Raw genomic sequence first — 18,313 nt, 5'->3', positions numbered from 1 at the left:
TAGCTCAACAAACATGAATTTCATTATTATCATTGCAGAGGAGGCCAATCTTATGTACAAAATCGGTAATCAAGGGACGTTCAAAACGTTGCCTGACCTAGCCCTCGCAATCTATCAAGAAGATGTGGCCAGCGTTGAAACGTACATAGAGCAGGGTATGGACTTAGAAGAAAACATAGCTTTGAGCGAAAATTGTACGCTTCGTCCGCTAGACCTGGCATTGATATGCAACAAGGCGAAGATAGTGAGACTACTGGTGGATCGAGGTGCCGAATTGAATGCCAAAGACCATCCAGCTATTTTATATGCGGCGCGCTACTGCGGAGCAGATATAATTCGTTATTTAGTTGAGCAGGGAGCGAAATTGAACGGATTAAGCCGGTTAAAATCAAGTGCATACGACGAGGCATACTACGGAAACAAAAAGAATATCGTAGTGCTGCACGAGCTTGGGCTGGACCTTCGCACATATGGCGGCAAAACGTTACGAAAAGCAGTATCGGATCATGATATGAAAATGGTCCAATACCTGTTGAATGAGGGTGTGGACATCAACTACAATGAGCCGGATATGGTTTATCCGTACAAGGCGACACCGCTTACCGTGGCTGCACGCCAGAATAGTATGCGGATGGTCAAATATCTGGTAGAACAAGGTGCAGATGTGACCCTGCAGGAGACGGATGGGGAGCGGGCATATACAATCGCGGTCAGTCAGAAAAATAATGAAATGGCTGAATACTTGAAATCACACGAGCCGGAGGAGTTCCATAATCTGAGCAATAAGCTGCATGCGCTAAAATCATACAAACTTCCAGAGACATTAATCCGTTTTTTGACCGAAGGGCCACGTCGAATGGATCTGCCGAGCTCTCCCGCTGGCGTTGGTTACATAGAATTCTTTTCATTCGTTGATACAGTGGAGTTGAAGATGGGCAGGCAGAAACTGCTGCGTTTATCCTCTGAACTGGATCAGTACTCTCATATGCTCATCGTCTGGAATCCGAGCAAAAAGATGATAGGATATGCCGATATTGAACATCAGGAGCAGGGTACATTATGCACATTCGAACAATTTCTGGACGAGCCCGAGATTTACATCGAACGTTTTTTGAATTAGGGCGACACGGCGGGAGATCAAAGTGAACCTTGTGGACATGTCCAGCTGGTATACGTATAAACGCATGGACGAGAAGCCGAGCATCTGATCAATTATTTCGCGATCGCGATGCGGCACGGCTTGAAAGCTTCTCAGCTCGCGGACATGCTGTTCGTTTATCCGAAGGATGGCAGGGACGTGCAATATTTGTTGGAAGAATAGAGGGCTGAACGAAAAACGATGAAAAGAAAAGCCGAACGAATTCGCTCTTGGGCGTTCGTTCGGCTGTTTTAGCTATTTACTCTTTGATCGGATTCAGCTTTTTGAGACTTCCGTCGATCGAAGCATAGAGCTGATGCCCTACATAGAACAGAGCTTCATAATAACTGCCACTTTCCGATTCTTTCGATGCCGGATCCTGAATACGCAGCGAAGGGTTATCTAACGTTTCGAGAAGTACGAACGTTTTGCGGTCGTAGACGCGCAAATAACTATCCAGCGGATAAGACAGAATAGACGAACGCAGGACAATCCGGTCTTTATCGGCTTCCAGCTCGTAAGAGTAAACGTTCGGCAGCAAGTCAACCTTAATATGACGGACGGTCGTTCCTTTGTTGTCCAACACATAGAATCCGGTATTGTTCGCGAACATCAGCTTGCCGTCCAAGATCGAGAAGTCGCCGGTAGTTGGGTCGACCGATCGTGTCCATTTAACTTGGCTTTTGGCGTCGATCGCGACTAGAAGCTGCTTTTTGTTCGATAGTTCGATATGCGCGATATATAGGTCTTTGCCGAAAGGTTTAACTTTAAGCAGCCTGCTGTTTTCGGGGATAACGTAACGAACCTGCGTTTTCATGTTCCAGTCCGTGATTTCAGCGAGATGATAACGTCCGGAGCTGCTTGAGAGAACGTAGCCGCCGTCATACAGATGTTGGATTACTTTGTACTCGGCGCCGGAAGACGCTGGGACTTTTTTTGTCCAGATGATCTTGCCTTGTTTATCGATCGCGTAAGCCGCGTCTGAACTGTAGACGAGCAGTTTGCCGTTCACGAAGCCGTGAAGGTAAGCGAATTCGTTGACCACGACTTCCCATTCTTGTTTGCCCGCGGCGTTCAGCGCATAGAATTTGGTCCCGCTCGACATCGGCCGCGGATTAAAGCCGATCGCTCCGTAAATTCGGCCGTCTTCCATCACGAAGCTGTTTTTCAACTGAAAGCCGAAACTTCCATAGACCGCATGTTTCCAGAGGACTTTCGACGTGTTCGGATTGACCGCGAGCACGTAGTTGCGCAACCGATTTCCTTGTGAATTGCGCGTGCCGTTGCCGGAAGTCCCCAGATAGAAAACGCCGTCCGGACGGCTGCCCAAATAATGAAGTTCGCCGCCCAGACCTTTGATCGAAATGTTCGTTCCGACGTTGTAAGACGGTTTGCCGGTTTCCGCAGCTTCTGCCGGTCGTATACCCGAACTTCCGAACAGACCCGACAGCAGGAGCAGAACGAGCAGACCTTTAATCTCTTTTTTCAAAGATTCATCCTCCCGTTTCCAAATATGTACGCTCTATTATCTCTTTATCCCTATAAGCAAGCAAGCTAAATGATGAAAAAACCTGAATCATAAAAAAAACCCCCCGGCAATGACCGGAGTGCAAGTTCTACTTGAGGAACCGAGGTATACGTCTGCCAAGAATCGCTGCCGCGCCGAGTTCGGTAAGATAAGCCACATACTCGGAATCGCCGCAATATTTCGGTGTGCCGTCCGCATCTTGGGACATCAGAACGATAGGCAGATCCGTATTATTTTTATACTCTGCTCTAAAAATCTCTCGTCTGATCGAAAACCTCGTATAAGTGCTCTCGATTAATTTTGAAGGACCCGGACTGGTTAATTTCCAACTGCTCCTCTAATTGATCGATCAAGCCCTCAAGAGCCCCGGCAATCTCTTCGCGCTCAATCGTCTCAATCCATTGCGATTTGGCATCCATTTGATTAAACGTCTGTGTATACTCCTGAGTGAAAGAAATGAGCTGATCGGAGAGTGTGTCTTCATAATCATTTCTCTGGCTCAATTCACGAATCCGCTTCAACGATTGTTTATACAACTGCGCGGCTTTTTTGGCATGTACTGCCTTGATCTGTTCCCTGCCGTCCCAATCCCGAAACGGATTGTTCAGATTTTCTGCGAGCCATTCCGGTTTACGAGGCTGAGTGATATCAAGATCGATTCGGGTTTCAGCCACTTTTCTATATCGAGCTTTAATTGACTTGGAAGCATCTGCCGGCAGACTACTCATCCAAAGCGTGTGCAACTCCGGTAACATCTCTGGATCCGGGAATTGTTCCCCATCGAAGCCAAATAGATCATTTGTGCTGAACATTTGCAAAGATTTTAGATGTTGAATGGACTGAATACCCGATACCGTCCCAGGGTTACCCCACAAGCGTAATTCGGAAAGTTCAGGATATGCTTGAACGACAGATTCAATATCAAGCTCCTTGACTTTATGCAATTGAAGGCTACTTAAACGAGAAAGACCGCGAATTGCTGGAACGGTTTCCGCTATGCTCAAGGTCAGCCGTTTTCCTTCTGCATTGGCATCAATAAGAAGGTTTGGACTAATCTCTCCGGTGAGACTTAGAAAATTTATCTTGTCACCCGGTATGATTTTTTCGACTCCGCTGGCATCCACAACAAGCCTGGTCAACTGCGTTTGACTGAAATTCAGTATACGTTGCCCATGGTTCTGTGCGTGGAGTTCATAAACGAAGGGATTTTCTTTCAGAAAAGGGATGATAGCTTCATGGTATCCATTCATCTCGATATGAGTTAAACACGGGAGTGCTTTAAGTTCAGCCACATCGTCAGCTGAGGTGGGAAAGAAGTTACGAATTGTGCTGGTGTTACGTCGCGTTTTAATCCCGCAGGCGATGATTTCACTGTGGTCATTAGCTGCTTGTTTAAAAAGAGCTCTGCGCCTTACATCGATGAGTTCCCATTGACGCTGACGATACAGGCTTTCTCCGGCAGGCCAACCCGCACTGTAACTTCGTGATTCTTCGGTAATTAAGGGGGGGCGGTTGCCGACAAAAATATAAGATGCAGGAACCTCCGCTTGTACATAGTTATGTTCTAGGGTACCATTCCAAAAATAGTAATTGCAGATCAGCGGTTTCATCACGTCAAGCTCAGTCTTCGTTGGGAGTTGATCTCCAGACCAGTTCAATTGCAGTATCGCGGCTAGTTGACGTGGTTTTTTATCTTCCGTTTCTTTCAAAGCAGTGATCTGACATGCCGTATATTGCTGCATTAGCTTATCATAAACGCAATAAATATCCCCGATGGATGGAAACATAATAAACTCCTTTCAACGTAAAGAGAATGCAATGAGAAAATGAAGCTCCATTTCAGTATCCAAATTATATCATCTAAATCTCACAAAATTCCATTTCAGGTTCAGTACATACTAGGATTCTTATTATAATTAGCAAGAACGGATTGCCTCAATAAACGTTCATAGCTTGGATACAGTATTATCTCATGATTCTCCAGCATACAGTACAACAACGAGATTTTTGCCCAAGGAGGAGAATATAACAGATGATCAATCCGATCTTGAAATCGCCTAATGTTCCGCTGGCCGCAGATTCCAACGCTGTGGTGAATTACCGGAGAGATCCAAGCAACTACGTCACTCAGTTGTTTGGAGAGCAGTTGCCGACGATTGAGAATGGTTTTTTTAATGTCTATCTGAGTAAAGGCATTATTGTGCAGCCTCACTGGCACCCGAATGTAACCGAGATGGTTGTGGTAATCAGCGGTGAGATTACGGCTTCCGTATTCAATCCGTTCACACGTGAACGGATAACATATCGTTTGAAGCCAGGGCAAGTGGTTGTTTTTCCAAAAGGTTGGTTTCATTGGTTTGTTGCGGAGACCGATGGCGTATATGTGCTGACCATATTTGATCAACCGACACCGGATATTGTATTTGGCGCAGATTTTCTTGCCGCTACACCGCCAGAGGTGGCTCACCGCGCATATTGTCTGGATGAAGAAGCCTATGCCAAAGCGGTTGCCTCCATTCAAAATGATGCCATTCTTGGCCCTAATATGGGTTGCGGAACAGACGTTTCGGATACCTCCGTTCAAGCTTCCAAGGCTTCTAAGGCGATAAGGGAATAACGTTAATATCTGAAATCATCAGGGCTGTTTAACCTGTCTTAACCGAATATAATGCCCGAACCTGCAGCTACGTAAATCTCGTTGCAGGTTTTTTACAGTTGCATAAGTTGACGCCATTGACCCTATCTCTGTTAGTATAGGTATAACAATAATGATAATGCAAATAGATATAACAACAATGAAAAACGGGGGCTTCTTCTATGACTATTGCTAAAAATGAGTGGCTGGAAACAGCGTTAAGTTATGCACCAGTAATCATGTTTGATCAGAATGAACCTTTTTATCCGGATTTCGTTGGCGTGTCCGTGCTTGAGCATTCTGGGCCGTCCCCATCTTTTCGCAGAGAGGTGCAATTTCCTACTGAAGCAGTAAAGTATGTTATTGAATATGCAATATGGTGGGATTACGAGATCGGGCATCTCTATGAGATGGAGCATGTATGGGTGTATGTAGGACATGATGGAGAGGTCGTGGACTGCGAAGCGAGCTTTCATGGGAGAGTATTAAGAGGGCTGTTAAAAGATAGAGTTAATCTGGTGGGCCATCATGTGTGTCTGTACTCCCAGCCGGGGAAGCATGCCTTTTCACCATTACCGGTTGTATTTGAATTGTTGCCCAATCTGTATAGTGCAGCAGGCGCCCAGGCAGGATGTGATGGCTTGCTTGTAAATGAAATGTTTGAACCGTTTTTTCAAACCAGTGAACAGATCGATGCCCGTGTCAAAAAATATCTGCAAACCAAAGCATTTGTACCCTCGATGCAGTTTGAAGAGTATTTGTTGAGACCGGAGATGTTTATGACATGGGACAAGCTGTTTGAACTTATTCCACAGCGAATCAAAGACCGTCTGACAGAGCTGGAGCAGATGGAATAATATGAATAAATCGTATTTCGATTGAATCAAAGGAACTTAAAAATTGCATATGAATCTAGAAAACAATCAGACTCCTGTATAGTGAATTTGATTGTTTTTTTAGTTCAATTGAATCATGTATTTTAATTTTATTATTAGTCTTAAGTCGTGTTTATTACATATTTTGAACAGGTGAGTAGAACTATCTCGATTAGTTATCATATGAATTAGTCCAAAGAACTATGAACTAACATATAGGTCCAAGTAAAAAAGATAACATTGAGCGCACATCATCAAAAAAAGAGATATGTACAAAAATGTATATATAAATTTCGTTAATATGAATATTTATTCTATTAAATTTAAATTAATAGTATTTAATAATATAAACACAAGAGTCTTATTTATCATAAAAATTTTACATAAAAATGAAAGTTTGCAAAAATAAAATTTATCTATTCAGTTTTCTAATATTTCTGTCGAAATACATCGTATGTTGTCTGGAGAGCGATCCATAGAATGGATTAGCAAACTTTATTTACATAACTGGACACGAAGAAACTTAGGGGGAGATAAAATGAAGTGGTTTGGCAACTTGAAAACAGCAACAAAGATTATCTCAGCATTTTTGGTAGTATCTCTGATTCTTGCGATTCTGGGAGTGTATTCAATCACGACACTTAGAAGTACCAATGAGCACATGAAAGAAATGTATAACAGCAATCTGATTTCAGTAAAAGAATTGAGCGGAGCACAAATGAATTACCAGAGGATGCGGGTTAACATTCGTGATCTCAACTTTGAGAAAAATGCCACAGAGCAAACTCGTATTGTCGATAATATTAATACCATTAAAGGTAACATCGAGAGTCAAATTGAAGGCTATCGTCCTCTGGCAACGACCCCCGAAGAAACTGAGCTCCTTAGCAAATTCGATACACAGTACTCAAATTACATGCGAATCTTTGAGCAAGGTATAGAGCTGGCAAAAAGTGATGACGATCAAGGATTTATCGTTTTCTTGAAAGATACACTCAAACCTCCTGGTGATGAAGCCCTCGCTACGATGGGTGAAATGGTGGAATTGAATGTGAAATTGGCGGAACAGAATAATATCAAGTCAGAAACGGCTTACTCAAGTGCATTCACAGTTACCGTTGCTTTGGTCATTGGTTCGATTATTTTTAGTATTATCATTGGATTTGTGATCTCCCGTTCCATCTCCAGACCTCTAATGGCTATGCTTGGTCTAGCTACAGAAGTTTCTAACGGAAACCTTACCCTCAAGTCTGATATCTCCTCAAAAGACGAGGTTGGGCAACTGGCCTTTGCGCTTAATCGCATGGTAGACAATCTGAGAGAGTTAATTAATAACATTGTCATGAATTCACAGAGCGTTGCAGCATCATCTGAACAGATCTCGGCAAGTACACAGGAAATTGCAAGTACAAGCACAAGTCAATCGAGTGAAGCAGCAAACATCTCCGAATTGTTTAAGGAATTGTCTCTGGCTATTAACTCTGTAGCTGCAAGTGCTGAAGAAGCCGCTGAGTTGTCCAATGATACAGTGAAAACGGCACGTGAAGGCGGTCATGTTGTGCAGACTTCTCTGGAAGGTATGCAAGCCGTGAATATGAAAATGGCGAAGCTCGAAGAAGATTCACGCAAAATTGGCGACATTATTGAAGTGATTGATGATATCGCTGAACAGACGAACCTGCTTGCATTGAATGCAGCGATTGAAGCAGCGCGTGCAGGGGAGCAAGGAAGAGGATTTGCAGTAGTAGCTGATGAAGTTCGCAAACTAGCTGAACGTAGTGGTGAAGCGACCAAGGAAATCACAACAATTATCAAAGTGATGCAGGAGAATACGAGACAAAGCGTGCAAGCCGTTTCGGATAGTGTAGAGCAATCATCCAAAACAGGACAAGCCTTTGATCAGATCATTGAGATGGTGAATAATTCTTCTCAGAAAGTCAATGAAATCGCGGCTGCGTGTGAGGAAGAGGCGGCACAAGCTGCTGAGGTGATGAGCTCGGTAGAGTCGATTTCTGCATCCAGTGAGGAATCTGCGGCGGCATCGGAAGAAACGGCGGCCACTTGTCAATCACTGGCACATCTTGCAGAAGAATTGTCTGTATCTGCGTCTGCTTTCAAAACCCAGTCATAATAACGAATTGAGGGTGAAACGATGTCTTCACTTCAGAAAGAACAATATATCGAATTATCTGTTGGCGCAGAGACCTGTGCCATTCGAATCGAAGAAATTCATGAAATTATAAAAATGCAAAGTATTACCGATATTCCGTTTAGTCGTACCGAAATCAAAGGAGTTATGAACCTGCGTGGTAAAGTTGTCTGCGTCATGAGCCTGCGTAATTTGCTTGGCATGCCAGACGAATCGGCTACCCGGGCGACCAGAATCATTGTGGTACGTTATCAAGATGAGTATATCGGTTTAATTGTAGATCGAGTCAGCAAAGTCACAACTTATTCGGAAATACATCCGCCTACTGGAGGTCATGGACGCAACCTTGAGATATTTTTTCAGGGTGTGGGCCAACAGGGAGATAGTCTGGTTGGTATATTGAAACTGGATGAAATATTGGGCGGTTAGGAGGGAATGCACCAATGATGGATTTGTCCGCCTATCGCGACATATTTATCGAAGAACTGAATGATCAGTTGGAACGGATGGATCAGTCCTTGCTTGCACTTGAGCTTTCACCTTCTGTGGAACTTGTGCAGACCTTATTTCGGGCGGCTCACACGATTAAGGGCTCGGCTTCGACTATGGATTTTCGTGAATTAAGTGATCTGACACATGAAGTGGAGTATGCATTGGAATGGGTGCGATCCAAGAAACCGGAAATTACCGCACAACTCGTTGACACCCTTTTTCGTTCGTTGGATGCCATGAGAGTGCTTAGGGATCAATACGTGCAAGGCGAAAGTTTTACTGATTTCCGTGCAGTGGTTAAAGAAATACAAGACATGATTCATCAACCGGCCTTGGCTCAGCAGCCCAAGTCACCCGTTCTACAGTCTATGGAGTCGAATCTGTTCGATGAAGTACTTGAACCAGGTCAGCAGATTTTTTCCATTCGCATTGTATTAAGCTCAGATTGTTTGATGAAAGCAGCTAGATATCATATTTTGTGTAAACGGGTTGAAGATGTATGTGGCAGTGTACTAGCCACATCCATTGAAAAGCAGGGTCTTGATGAGGAACTGGGAGAGGCGCACTATAACGAGTTTGTGATCGTTACAGCATCTTCTCTGGATCAAGCTCAGATTGAGAGTGCGCTATCCGGGGACTCTGATATTCAAAGCATTGATGTAGGTCCGTACATTTTGGGGACAGAAGAGGTTGCTGTAACAACTGAAATAAAAGAGACTGAATTGACAGTTGCAATCGAAAAACCTGACGTGTCAGTACCTCTTCAAGAAGATAAAATGAAGTCGACCCAGCCCACCGTGCGCGTAAGTGTGGAGCGTCTGGATCATTTGATGAATCTCGTCGGTGAGCTACTTATCGATCAGACCTCTCTTGCAGATTTGAGCCGTTCCGGTGCACGCAAGGAGCCTTCCTCAGTGATTCAAAGTATTGGCGGGGTGTCCGATCATATGGGCAGAGTCATCAAGGAACTTCAGGATGGCGTTATGAAAACGCGAATGCTGCCTATCGAGCAATTATTAAACAGGTTCCCGAGGCTGGTTAGGGACTTGTCCCAGAAGCTTGGCAAAGATATTGAACTGGTTATTAAAGGCGGAGAGACTGAGCTGGATCGCATGATTATCGAAGAACTCAGTGATCCGTTAATCCATCTGATTCGGAACAGTGCAGATCATGGCATTGAGAGTGCTGAGGTTCGTGCCCAACAGAACAAGCCTTCCAAAGGACGAATCAAACTGACCTCATACCACGAGGAAAATCATGTGGTCATACGTTTCTCCGATGATGGTAAGGGTATTGATGGGGAGAAAATCAAAGCTTCCGCATTGAAAAAAGGCATTATAACTGAAGAGCAAGCGGCTCGTTTAAATCAACAGGAAGCCGTTCATCTGATTTTTGAACCAGGGTTCTCTACGGCTTCAACCGTTAGCGATGTATCTGGTCGAGGTGTTGGCATGGACATCGTAAGAAGCCAGATCGGAAGGTTGAATGGCATCATAGATATTGATACAGAGGTTGGTATCGGAACAACGTTTACGATTAGGTTACCGCTCACCTTAGCCATTATCAAAGGGCTTCTGGTGAATGTATCTGGAAGGGTATTGATTTTGCCAATGTACAACGTAGCGGAGATCGTGCGCATTAAACCCGAAGAGATCCAGATGATTCAGGGACAGCAGTCTATTCTAAATCACGGACGTATTGTGCCTTTTTACCGGCTGTGTGACAAATTGCAGTACCCGCGTAAAGATCGCAAGTCCAAGACGATTCCACTCGTTATTGTGCGCTCCGTTGATAAAATCTCAGCTTATGCAGTGGATGAGATCATCGGAAACCAGGAAGTGGTAATTAAGTCGCTTGGAACGTATCTCGGAGCAATGAATCACCTATCTGGTGCAACCATTCTGGGGAACGGTAAAGTGGCTCTCATTCTGGACGCTTCCTATCTAGTCAGCCATTAAAAGTTAAAGAACTCACTTCATTCAGTAATCACTATAATTTATTTAAAATAAAGAAGATAAAGAGCCTCAAGATCCTGCATGCAGGGCCTTGAGGCTCTTTATCTTGTTCTCAACGGATCATGTTCTCGAATCCGCCTGTCCTTTGAAAATCAAGTCCATAAAGTGATTCGCGGCCGAAGAGATCGGCATATTGCGTTTTGTCATGATGCCTACATGAGATGGAGGAAGAGGAACGTCAAGCTGAATCTCGAAGAGAGAGCCTTCTTCCAGCTCTTTGGAGATAAATTCTCGAGTGACATAGGAGATCCCCAAACCGCGGCGAGCAAATTCAATCAGGAGGTCAACACTACCAACTTCGATCTCTGGTTTTAACGTGTAATTGTAATGATTGAAGAGTTCTGTGATGGCCATACGAACCCGACTGTTCCGGGAAAATAGGATGAGCTCATGTTCAAGCAACTGTTCTAGGGTCAGCACTTTTCCCTTCAACTGGGCATATCGATCACCGGCGACAAAACAATCCTTAAGTTGAATGCTCTCCCGTACTTCCAGCTGTGGGTCAACGATGGGCATACGGACAACGCCAAGATCGATTTTGCCTTCTTTTAGAAACGTAATGACTTCCGGTGTCGTTCCGTGGCTTAGATGCAACTTGATATTAGGGTATTGAATGTGAAACTCCTCCAGATACGATAACATGTAATGTTTGAAGAGGGAGTCGCTACCGCCAATCCGAAGTTCCCCGTTATCCAGATTTTTTAGCGCAGCCATTTTTTCTTCTGCAAGGGAGATGAGAATCTGGGATTGTTCAATATAGGAGTACAGGCTGGCACCCTCCTGGGTTAACGCAACCCCCTTGGAATTACGATAGAAAAGAGTGAGTCCGAAGCTGTCTTCCAACTGTTTGATCGCGTGACTGACGCTAGGTTGTGTGATGTAAAGGGCTTTGGCGGCTTGGGTCAGACTGCCTGTTTTGGCAGCCCAGTAAAAGACTTTATATAATTCGTAATTTGTTGTCATAGATATCGTCTATAGCTCCTGTGAAATATATTAATTACTTGTATAGCTATAAAACGTATTATAGTGTAACTACAACAAAGAAACCAGAGTTACTTGGAAGGAGCACGGTAAGATGGAACCAACAACAATTGTTTTATTTGGTGCTACTGGAGATTTAGCCAAAAGAAAAATATATCCTGCCCTATATAATCTGTACCTTGAGAAAAAGCTTCCTGAAACCTTCTCCCTGATCGGCATGGGCCGCAGAGAATGGTCGGATGAATTTTTCCAAGCTCAAGTGGAAAAATCTTTGCATGAGTTCTCCAGACGTCAAGGAGATCATGAATCCGTCAAATCATTTGTAAAAGCTTTTCGTTACAGTGTATTGAATATCACACATAAGGAAGATTATATAAAGTTACTTCAATTGGTTGAGCAAAGAGAGGCTGAACTGGGCATCCCATCCAATCGCTTGTTTTATCTCTCGGTTGGTCCGGAATTCTTCGAACCGATCGCTGAAAATATTCAGGCAAGCGGGCTTGGTTCAACGCAAGGGTGGAAACGTCTCGTCATCGAGAAGCCATTTGGTCATGATTTGCAGTCAGCACGTGACCTTAACCGCAAGCTGAGTGAATCCTTCACAGAGGAAGAGATTTATCGGATTGACCACTACCTCGGTAAACCGATGGTTCAGAAACTGGAGACACTGCATCAAAGCAACCCGATTATGAAGGCTCTCTGGAACAACCGTTACATCTCTAACGTGCAAATTACCGCGAATGAGACTGTAGGTGTTGAAGAACGCGCATCCTATTATGATCATGTTGGTGCTGTGCGTGACATGTTCCAAAATCATATGCTGCAATTGCTTATGATGATGGCGATTCAACTTCCATATAACAGCACTTCCGAAAATGTGGGCCAGAAGAAAAAACATATTATGGAATCCATTCAACCGCTGCAGAAGCAAACGGTTGGCGCAAGCATCATTCGTGGACAGTACGCTGCAGGCAGCATTCAAGGAAAACCGGTACATGCCTATACAGATGAACCAGGTGTTGCCGAGAACACGATGAATGACACATTTATTGCGGCGAAGCTGCAAATTGATGATTTCTTCTGGAGAGGTGTTCCGTTTTACATCCGTACGGGTAAAAGAATGAAGGAGAAATCAACACGAATCGTGATTGAGTTCAAAGAACCTTCAGGCCAAGGCCACCTGATCAAGAACAACGGTTCGAAGCCGAACCTGCTTGTGATTGAGATGAGCCCGGATCAAAGCATGACACTGCAACTGAACGCAAGTGATCCTGAAAATAAAGGGGAATTCAAACCCGTTCATATTGATCTTGCTCCTAATCAGGGAGATTTGGCAGAAGCTTATGAGAACTTGATTCGCGATGCGCTGCATGGTGATCCGACATTTTTTGCACATTGGGATGAAGTTGAGTTATCCTGGGCTTGGGTGCAACCGATTCTGGACGCATTCATTGAAAATCTGCTACCACTTCACTTATATCCGGCAGGAAGCTATGGACCAGCGGAGTCGGATGCTATGCTTGAGGCAGAAGGTCATCATTGGTGGTTTGATGAACCAAGTGAACTGATTTCTGAGCAAGACAGCGATGTACCGATCGCAGTTAACGGCAACATTTAATTCAAAACAACTTAAAAAATCAAACTAATCGGAGGTTATTTAATCATGAAATTTTTTATCGATACAGCTAACGTGGAAGACATTCAAAAAGCGTACAAAATCGGTGTATTGTCTGGTGTAACAACTAACCCTTCCCTGGTAGCCAAAGAAGGCGTGAAATTCGAAGACCGCATCGAAGAAATTCTGAAGCTTGTGCCTGAAGTGGAGTCTGTTTCCGCTGAAGTAACGCCAGATGCGCTGACTGCTGAAGAAATGATTGCTCAAGCGAACGAATTGATCAAAATCAACAACAATGACAAAAACATCACCATTAAATTGCCAATGACGCTTGCGGGTCTGGAGGCTTGCCGTTACTTGACCAAAAAAGGTGTAAAAACAAACGTGACTTTGATTTTCACTGTGAATCAGGCGTTGCTTGCGGCTCGTGCAGGTGCAACATACGTATCTCCATTCTTGGGACGTCTGGACGATATCTCCGAAGACGGCGTACAACTGGTAGCCAAAGTAGCTGAACTGTTCCGCACACATAATCTCGATGCACAGATCATCGCTGCATCCGTGAGACATCCGGATCACGTTACACGTGTAGCGATGGCTGGAGCACATATTGCAACAGTTCCATTTGCAGTCATTGAACAAATCTCCAAACACCCGCTGACAGATCAAGGCATGGAGAAATTTGCAGCAGACTGGAAAAAAACAGTACAATAACAGCGTTACGTGTGGAAAAGGTTTATCAAAATATATATAAATCATGGAGTCTCGGGAGGACATAATGAGTAAACAGCAGATTGGTGTCATTGGACTTGCAGTAATGGGGAAAAACCTGGCTTTTAACATTGAAAGTAAAGGTTTCTCGGTATCGGTATTTAACCGCTCACCGGAGAAAACACATGATCTTCTGAAAGAAGCAGACGGTAAAAACCTGATCGGAACGTTTTCCATCGAAGAGTTCGTAGCTTCTTTGGAATCACCACGCAAAATCTTGATCATGGTACAAGCGGGTAAAGCGACGGATGCTACGATTGAGCAATTGCTTCCTCATTTGGATCAAGGAGATATCATTATCGATGGCGGTAATGCGTACTTCCCTGATACACAGCGTCGTAGCAAAGAGCTGGAAGCCAAAGGTTTCCGTTTCATCGGTGCAGGTGTATCCGGTGGTGAAGAAGGTGCACTGAAAGGTCCTGCAATTATGCCAGGCGGTCAGGAAAGCGCATATGAGCTTGTAGAACCGATCCTGACGGCAATCTCTGCCAAAGTAGGCGATGATGCGTGCAGTACGTATATCGGGCCTGACGGTGCGGGACACTACGTTAAAATGGTGCATAACGGCATCGAGTATGGTGACATGCAGTTGATTGGTGAAGCCTACCACTTGCTGAAATCCGTACTGAACGTTTCCGTAGAAGAATTACATGAAATCTTCACAGAGTGGAACCAAGGTGAACTTGACAGCTATCTGATCGAGATCACAGCGGATATCTTCTCCAAATACGATCCGGAAACAGGCAAACCGATGGTTGATGTCATTCTGGATGCCGCTGGACAAAAAGGAACAGGCAAATGGACAAGCCAGAGCGCGCTGGATCTCGGCGTACCCTTGTCCATGATTACGGAATCCGTATTCTCCCGTTTCTTGTCGGCGATGAAAGACGAGCGTATCGCTGCAAGCAAAATCCTGAACGGACCTAAGGCAGAAGCATTCTCCGGTGACAAAAAAGCATTCATCGAGAACGTGCGCAAAGCGCTGTTCGCAAGTAAAATCGTATCCTACGCTCAAGGCTTCGCACAGATGCGTGCCGCATCCGACGAATATGGCTGGGATCTGAAATACGGCAACATCGCGATGATTTTCCGCGGCGGTTGCATTATCCGTTCACAGTTCCTGCAAAACATCAAGGAAGCATACGACAAAGATGCAGCCCTGAAAAACCTGCTCCTTGATCCATACTTCCAAAATATCGTGGAATCCTACCAGGATGCATGGCGTGAAGTGGTATCCGCTGCGGTGAAACAAGGTATTCCGGTACCAGGCTTCTCCAGCGCGTTGTCCTACTACGACAGCTACCGTACAGAGCGTTTGCCAGCAAACTTGCTGCAAGCACAACGTGACTATTTCGGCGCACACACGTTCCAACGTGTGGACAAAGAAGGTTCATTCCACTTCCAATGGATGGATACCAACGAGTAATTTTTAAAATATAAGCACCTCTGCAACAATCCTTTTGAGTCTACTCAGGGGAGGGTTGCGGAGGTGTTTTTTATTTTGGCAAAATTTCTGTATGTATGGTTGATAATAAAGAGGGAGAAACTCTTCAAAAATTTAAACATCATCAAATTGTAATAAAATGTACCTATCTGGAGTCTGTAAAAGATGCTGAGACACCTCCATTTACGTTATACTGGTTCAGACGGAAATGTATCCGTTAAAATTGCAGTACATAACTTTTTGAAGGTGGAGGTCAGGCCAGGCATGTTTGTACTCGTAGGTATTTTGTTTTTGCTCGTATATGGATTATTAGTCTTCTACATAGGCTGGAGCGGCTGGAGTTGGATGAAACCCGTAGTGGCAACCAGATTTCGCTGGTTGTATATCGTAGCACTGGTTTTTCTAGCGGCTTCCTTTATTCTGGCACGCATATTTGGCAGTATTTCGTTTCTCGGTGTCATCGGTTCCTATTGGCTGGCGGTTTTCTCGCTATTATTGCTCATCTTACCTGTAGTACACCTGACGTTGTGGCTTCTGCGTTTGACGCGAATTCCTAGACATCACGCTCATAAATGGGCGGGTGTAGTTACGCTGGTTTTACTTATCTCTACAATGGGATACGGAATTTTCAACGCGTACAGTCCAGTCGTCAGACCATATAACATTCAGATTGATAAAAAGGTGGAAGGCATCGACAAGCTGAATATTGTCATGGCTGCGGATATGCATTTTGGATTGTTATCTGGTCCAGCTCATGCGAGACGGATGGTAGAGGAGATCAACGCCCTCAAGCCAGACCTCGTTTTATATCCGGGTGACCTAATCGATGACAATCTGGCGATGTATGAGAAGAGTGGCATTGCCGACATTATTAGTGAAATCAAGGCTCCTTATGGCGTATATGCTTCATTGGGGAATCATGACAAGTTTGATGGACCTATTCAGGATCTGATCGCCGCATTGGAAAAAAGCAATATGCAGGTGCTGTATGATGACAAGATCGTACTGGATAACAAAATTACGTTGATCGGACGGAAAGACCGAACGGAAGAAGATCGGGCAGACGTAGCCACGCTTATGCAAAATACAGATCTGAATCAGCCCGTAATCATGCTGGATCATCAGCCGTACGATCTGGATATTGCCGAGAAGAACAAAGTAGATTTAGTCGTATCGGGCCATACCCACCGGGGACAGATTGCTCCGGCTCAATTTATAACTCAAGCGATCTATGAAAATGATTGGGGTTATCTGCAAAAGGGCTCCATGCACTCGATTGTAACCTCAGGATACGGTTTCTGGGGACCGCCAATCCGGACAAGCAGTCGTTCCGAGATTGTGCAGATTAACGTGACCTTTGCGCAATAAAAAACAGCCCCTTCGTGGTAGAAGGGGCTTCTTTGCTTTTTCCTACAAAGCTTTTTTCTACAAAACGTACCGTTAGTTCCTTACTCCATTCACGGGAATGGCTTCAAACGAATAAAAAGCACCTTTTTTATTGATTTTACCGATGAGGGTGGTGGCTCCTTTTTTTGTAAAGGTGTACTGGTTATCCTGTATACGAACGCTATATCCTTTCAGCTGAAGTCCAAAAATTGATTTTATTTTGGGAGCCGCGGCAGAGAGGGCTTTACTTTTGCTTAGCTTAGGTTTGGCAAAAGACTTTTTGAAATCTGCATCATTGTTCCAGTCCTTGCCGAATTCATTGTCTACCTTCCACACTTTGCCGGTGCTACTTCCAATGTGCACAGAGTTCACACTGCTGTCATCCTTGTAAATCCAGAGCGTATCTTTGTTTTCTTTGGTAAGAAGTGCATAATCAAATGCCTTAACGGATGCAATGCCAAGGGTTTTGAGTGAGTTTCGGGCTTTGTTCGTAAGCGCAGCTCGTGCATCTTTCAGGTTATATTGAATGCTTGCTGACAATTTGTTGTTATGATCCACATCGACGTATAAACTTTGGTCCTGTCCCCAGATCACCCAGTAGTTTTTGAGTCCGCTGTCGTTTACATCTTGTTTAACTCGCCAGAAGGCATCCGCTTTAAATTTGTTGTCTTTATCGAAAGACTTCAGGAACAATTGTATTTTGTTGTATAAAGCTTGATCCAATACTTTGTTAAGATCATCCGCTTTATAATTGATTAAGGTAGAAGTAACTTTTGCCTTTTTGGAATTATAATTTTGAGTGACATCAGCCTCGGCTGCGCCAGTTAATGTGCTATTTACAACCCAATCATCAAATGCAGTGTCTGCCGATGTGAATTGAATCGTTTGTTTTCCAGCCAGTGCTGTGATGGCATCGGTTAATTGTTCAGTCACTTTTGGATCGAGATTCAGCGAATTCGAAACATCCTGAACTACGGAAGTAGGACTTGATTCTGCCCAAGCGGCGGGAGCAATGGATAATAATAGTGACATGGATGTGACCGTTGCGGTGATCGAGATCAATTTTTTCAAGACGTATTCCTCCTGTTACGTAAATGTAATTGTGATTGCATTAGATATATATAGTTGGATACACTATTAACGTGGATGAAAAGGAAAATGTTGCATACTCTAAATTTTTACTTTATGCCTTTAGTTGACACCGTTTTCAGCTTATGCTAGACTATTTGCGAGGCTTGTTACCGGTAAAGCGGGCAAAACCACAATGGAAATGATTTTATTATT

The 18,313-nt window shown here is 44.1% G+C and carries 14 protein-coding genes; 10 read left to right on the top strand and 4 right to left on the bottom strand.

Going from position 1 to position 18,313, the window contains the following annotated elements; genetic code table 11:
• Positions 1-52 precede the first annotated feature (52 nt).
• Entirely contained in the window at positions 53-1,120 is a 1,068-nt protein-coding gene (locus M3629_RS10105) for an ankyrin repeat domain-containing protein (protein ID WP_251505404.1), read from the top strand.
• A 277-nt stretch (positions 1,121-1,397) separates the two neighbouring features.
• On the opposite strand, the gene M3629_RS10100 is transcribed toward M3629_RS10105, so the two are convergent.
• Positions 1,398-2,627, bottom strand: a complete 1,230-nt coding sequence (locus tag M3629_RS10100; protein WP_251505402.1) for a PQQ-binding-like beta-propeller repeat protein — start codon at positions 2,625-2,627, stop codon at positions 1,398-1,400.
• Between the two features lie 287 nt (positions 2,628-2,914).
• Positions 2,915-4,453, bottom strand: a complete 1,539-nt coding sequence (locus M3629_RS10095) for a hypothetical protein (RefSeq protein WP_251505400.1) — start codon at positions 4,451-4,453, stop codon at positions 2,915-2,917.
• Between the two features lie 245 nt (positions 4,454-4,698).
• On the opposite strand from M3629_RS10095, the gene M3629_RS10090 reads away from it, so the two are divergent.
• The 5 genes from M3629_RS10090 to M3629_RS10070 all read left to right on the top strand — a co-directional run bounded on the left by M3629_RS10090 (position 4,699) and on the right by M3629_RS10070 (position 10,775).
• The gene (locus M3629_RS10090) at positions 4,699-5,283 is read left to right on the top strand and encodes a cupin domain-containing protein (protein ID WP_251505396.1); all 585 of its coding nucleotides are present in this window, start codon (positions 4,699-4,701) and stop codon (positions 5,281-5,283) included.
• A gap of 200 nt (positions 5,284-5,483) precedes the next feature.
• Positions 5,484-6,158 (top strand): hypothetical protein, encoded by a 675-nt coding sequence (locus M3629_RS10085; RefSeq protein WP_251505394.1) that lies wholly within the window; start codon positions 5,484-5,486, stop codon positions 6,156-6,158.
• Positions 6,159-6,714: 556 nt separating this feature from the next.
• The gene (locus tag M3629_RS10080) at positions 6,715-8,307 is read left to right on the top strand and encodes a methyl-accepting chemotaxis protein (protein WP_251505391.1); all 1,593 of its coding nucleotides are present in this window, start codon (positions 6,715-6,717) and stop codon (positions 8,305-8,307) included.
• A 21-nt stretch (positions 8,308-8,328) separates the two neighbouring features.
• On the top strand, positions 8,329-8,754 hold the full coding sequence (locus M3629_RS10075; RefSeq protein ID WP_154890524.1) for a chemotaxis protein CheW: 426 nt from the start codon (positions 8,329-8,331) through the stop codon (positions 8,752-8,754).
• Between the two features lie 14 nt (positions 8,755-8,768).
• The gene (locus M3629_RS10070; protein ID WP_251505389.1) at positions 8,769-10,775 is read left to right on the top strand and encodes a chemotaxis protein CheA; all 2,007 of its coding nucleotides are present in this window, start codon (positions 8,769-8,771) and stop codon (positions 10,773-10,775) included.
• A 117-nt stretch (positions 10,776-10,892) separates the two neighbouring features.
• On the opposite strand, the gene M3629_RS10065 is transcribed toward M3629_RS10070, so the two are convergent.
• Complete coding sequence (locus tag M3629_RS10065; RefSeq protein WP_251505386.1) at positions 10,893-11,795, bottom strand: LysR family transcriptional regulator; 903 nt, start codon at positions 11,793-11,795, stop codon at positions 10,893-10,895.
• 112 nt (positions 11,796-11,907) lie between these two features.
• Between M3629_RS10065 and zwf the strand changes: the two genes are divergently transcribed.
• The 4 genes from zwf (at position 11,908) to M3629_RS10045 (ending at position 17,011) form a co-directional block, all read left to right on the top strand.
• On the top strand, positions 11,908-13,431 hold the full coding sequence (zwf, locus tag M3629_RS10060) for a glucose-6-phosphate dehydrogenase (RefSeq protein ID WP_251505383.1): 1,524 nt from the start codon (positions 11,908-11,910) through the stop codon (positions 13,429-13,431).
• A gap of 45 nt (positions 13,432-13,476) precedes the next feature.
• Positions 13,477-14,142, top strand: coding sequence for a fructose-6-phosphate aldolase (gene fsa, locus M3629_RS10055; RefSeq protein ID WP_090916923.1), 666 nt, complete (start codon positions 13,477-13,479; stop codon positions 14,140-14,142).
• Between the two features lie 64 nt (positions 14,143-14,206).
• Positions 14,207-15,625, top strand: a complete 1,419-nt coding sequence (gndA, locus tag M3629_RS10050) for an NADP-dependent phosphogluconate dehydrogenase (RefSeq protein ID WP_251505380.1) — start codon at positions 14,207-14,209, stop codon at positions 15,623-15,625.
• A gap of 282 nt (positions 15,626-15,907) precedes the next feature.
• Entirely contained in the window at positions 15,908-17,011 is a 1,104-nt protein-coding gene (locus M3629_RS10045; RefSeq protein ID WP_251505819.1) for a metallophosphoesterase, read from the top strand.
• Between the two features lie 72 nt (positions 17,012-17,083).
• On the opposite strand, the gene M3629_RS10040 is transcribed toward M3629_RS10045, so the two are convergent.
• Positions 17,084-18,100 (bottom strand): hypothetical protein, encoded by a 1,017-nt coding sequence (locus M3629_RS10040; RefSeq protein ID WP_251505377.1) that lies wholly within the window; start codon positions 18,098-18,100, stop codon positions 17,084-17,086.
• Positions 18,101-18,313 lie beyond the last annotated feature (213 nt).

Source organism: Paenibacillus polysaccharolyticus (assembly GCF_023714295.1).
Classification (GTDB): Bacteria; Bacillota; Bacilli; order Paenibacillales; family Paenibacillaceae; genus Paenibacillus; species Paenibacillus polysaccharolyticus_A.
Note: the sequence above shows the minus strand (reverse complement) of the source record. Positions and strands in the feature narration are given on the sequence as shown.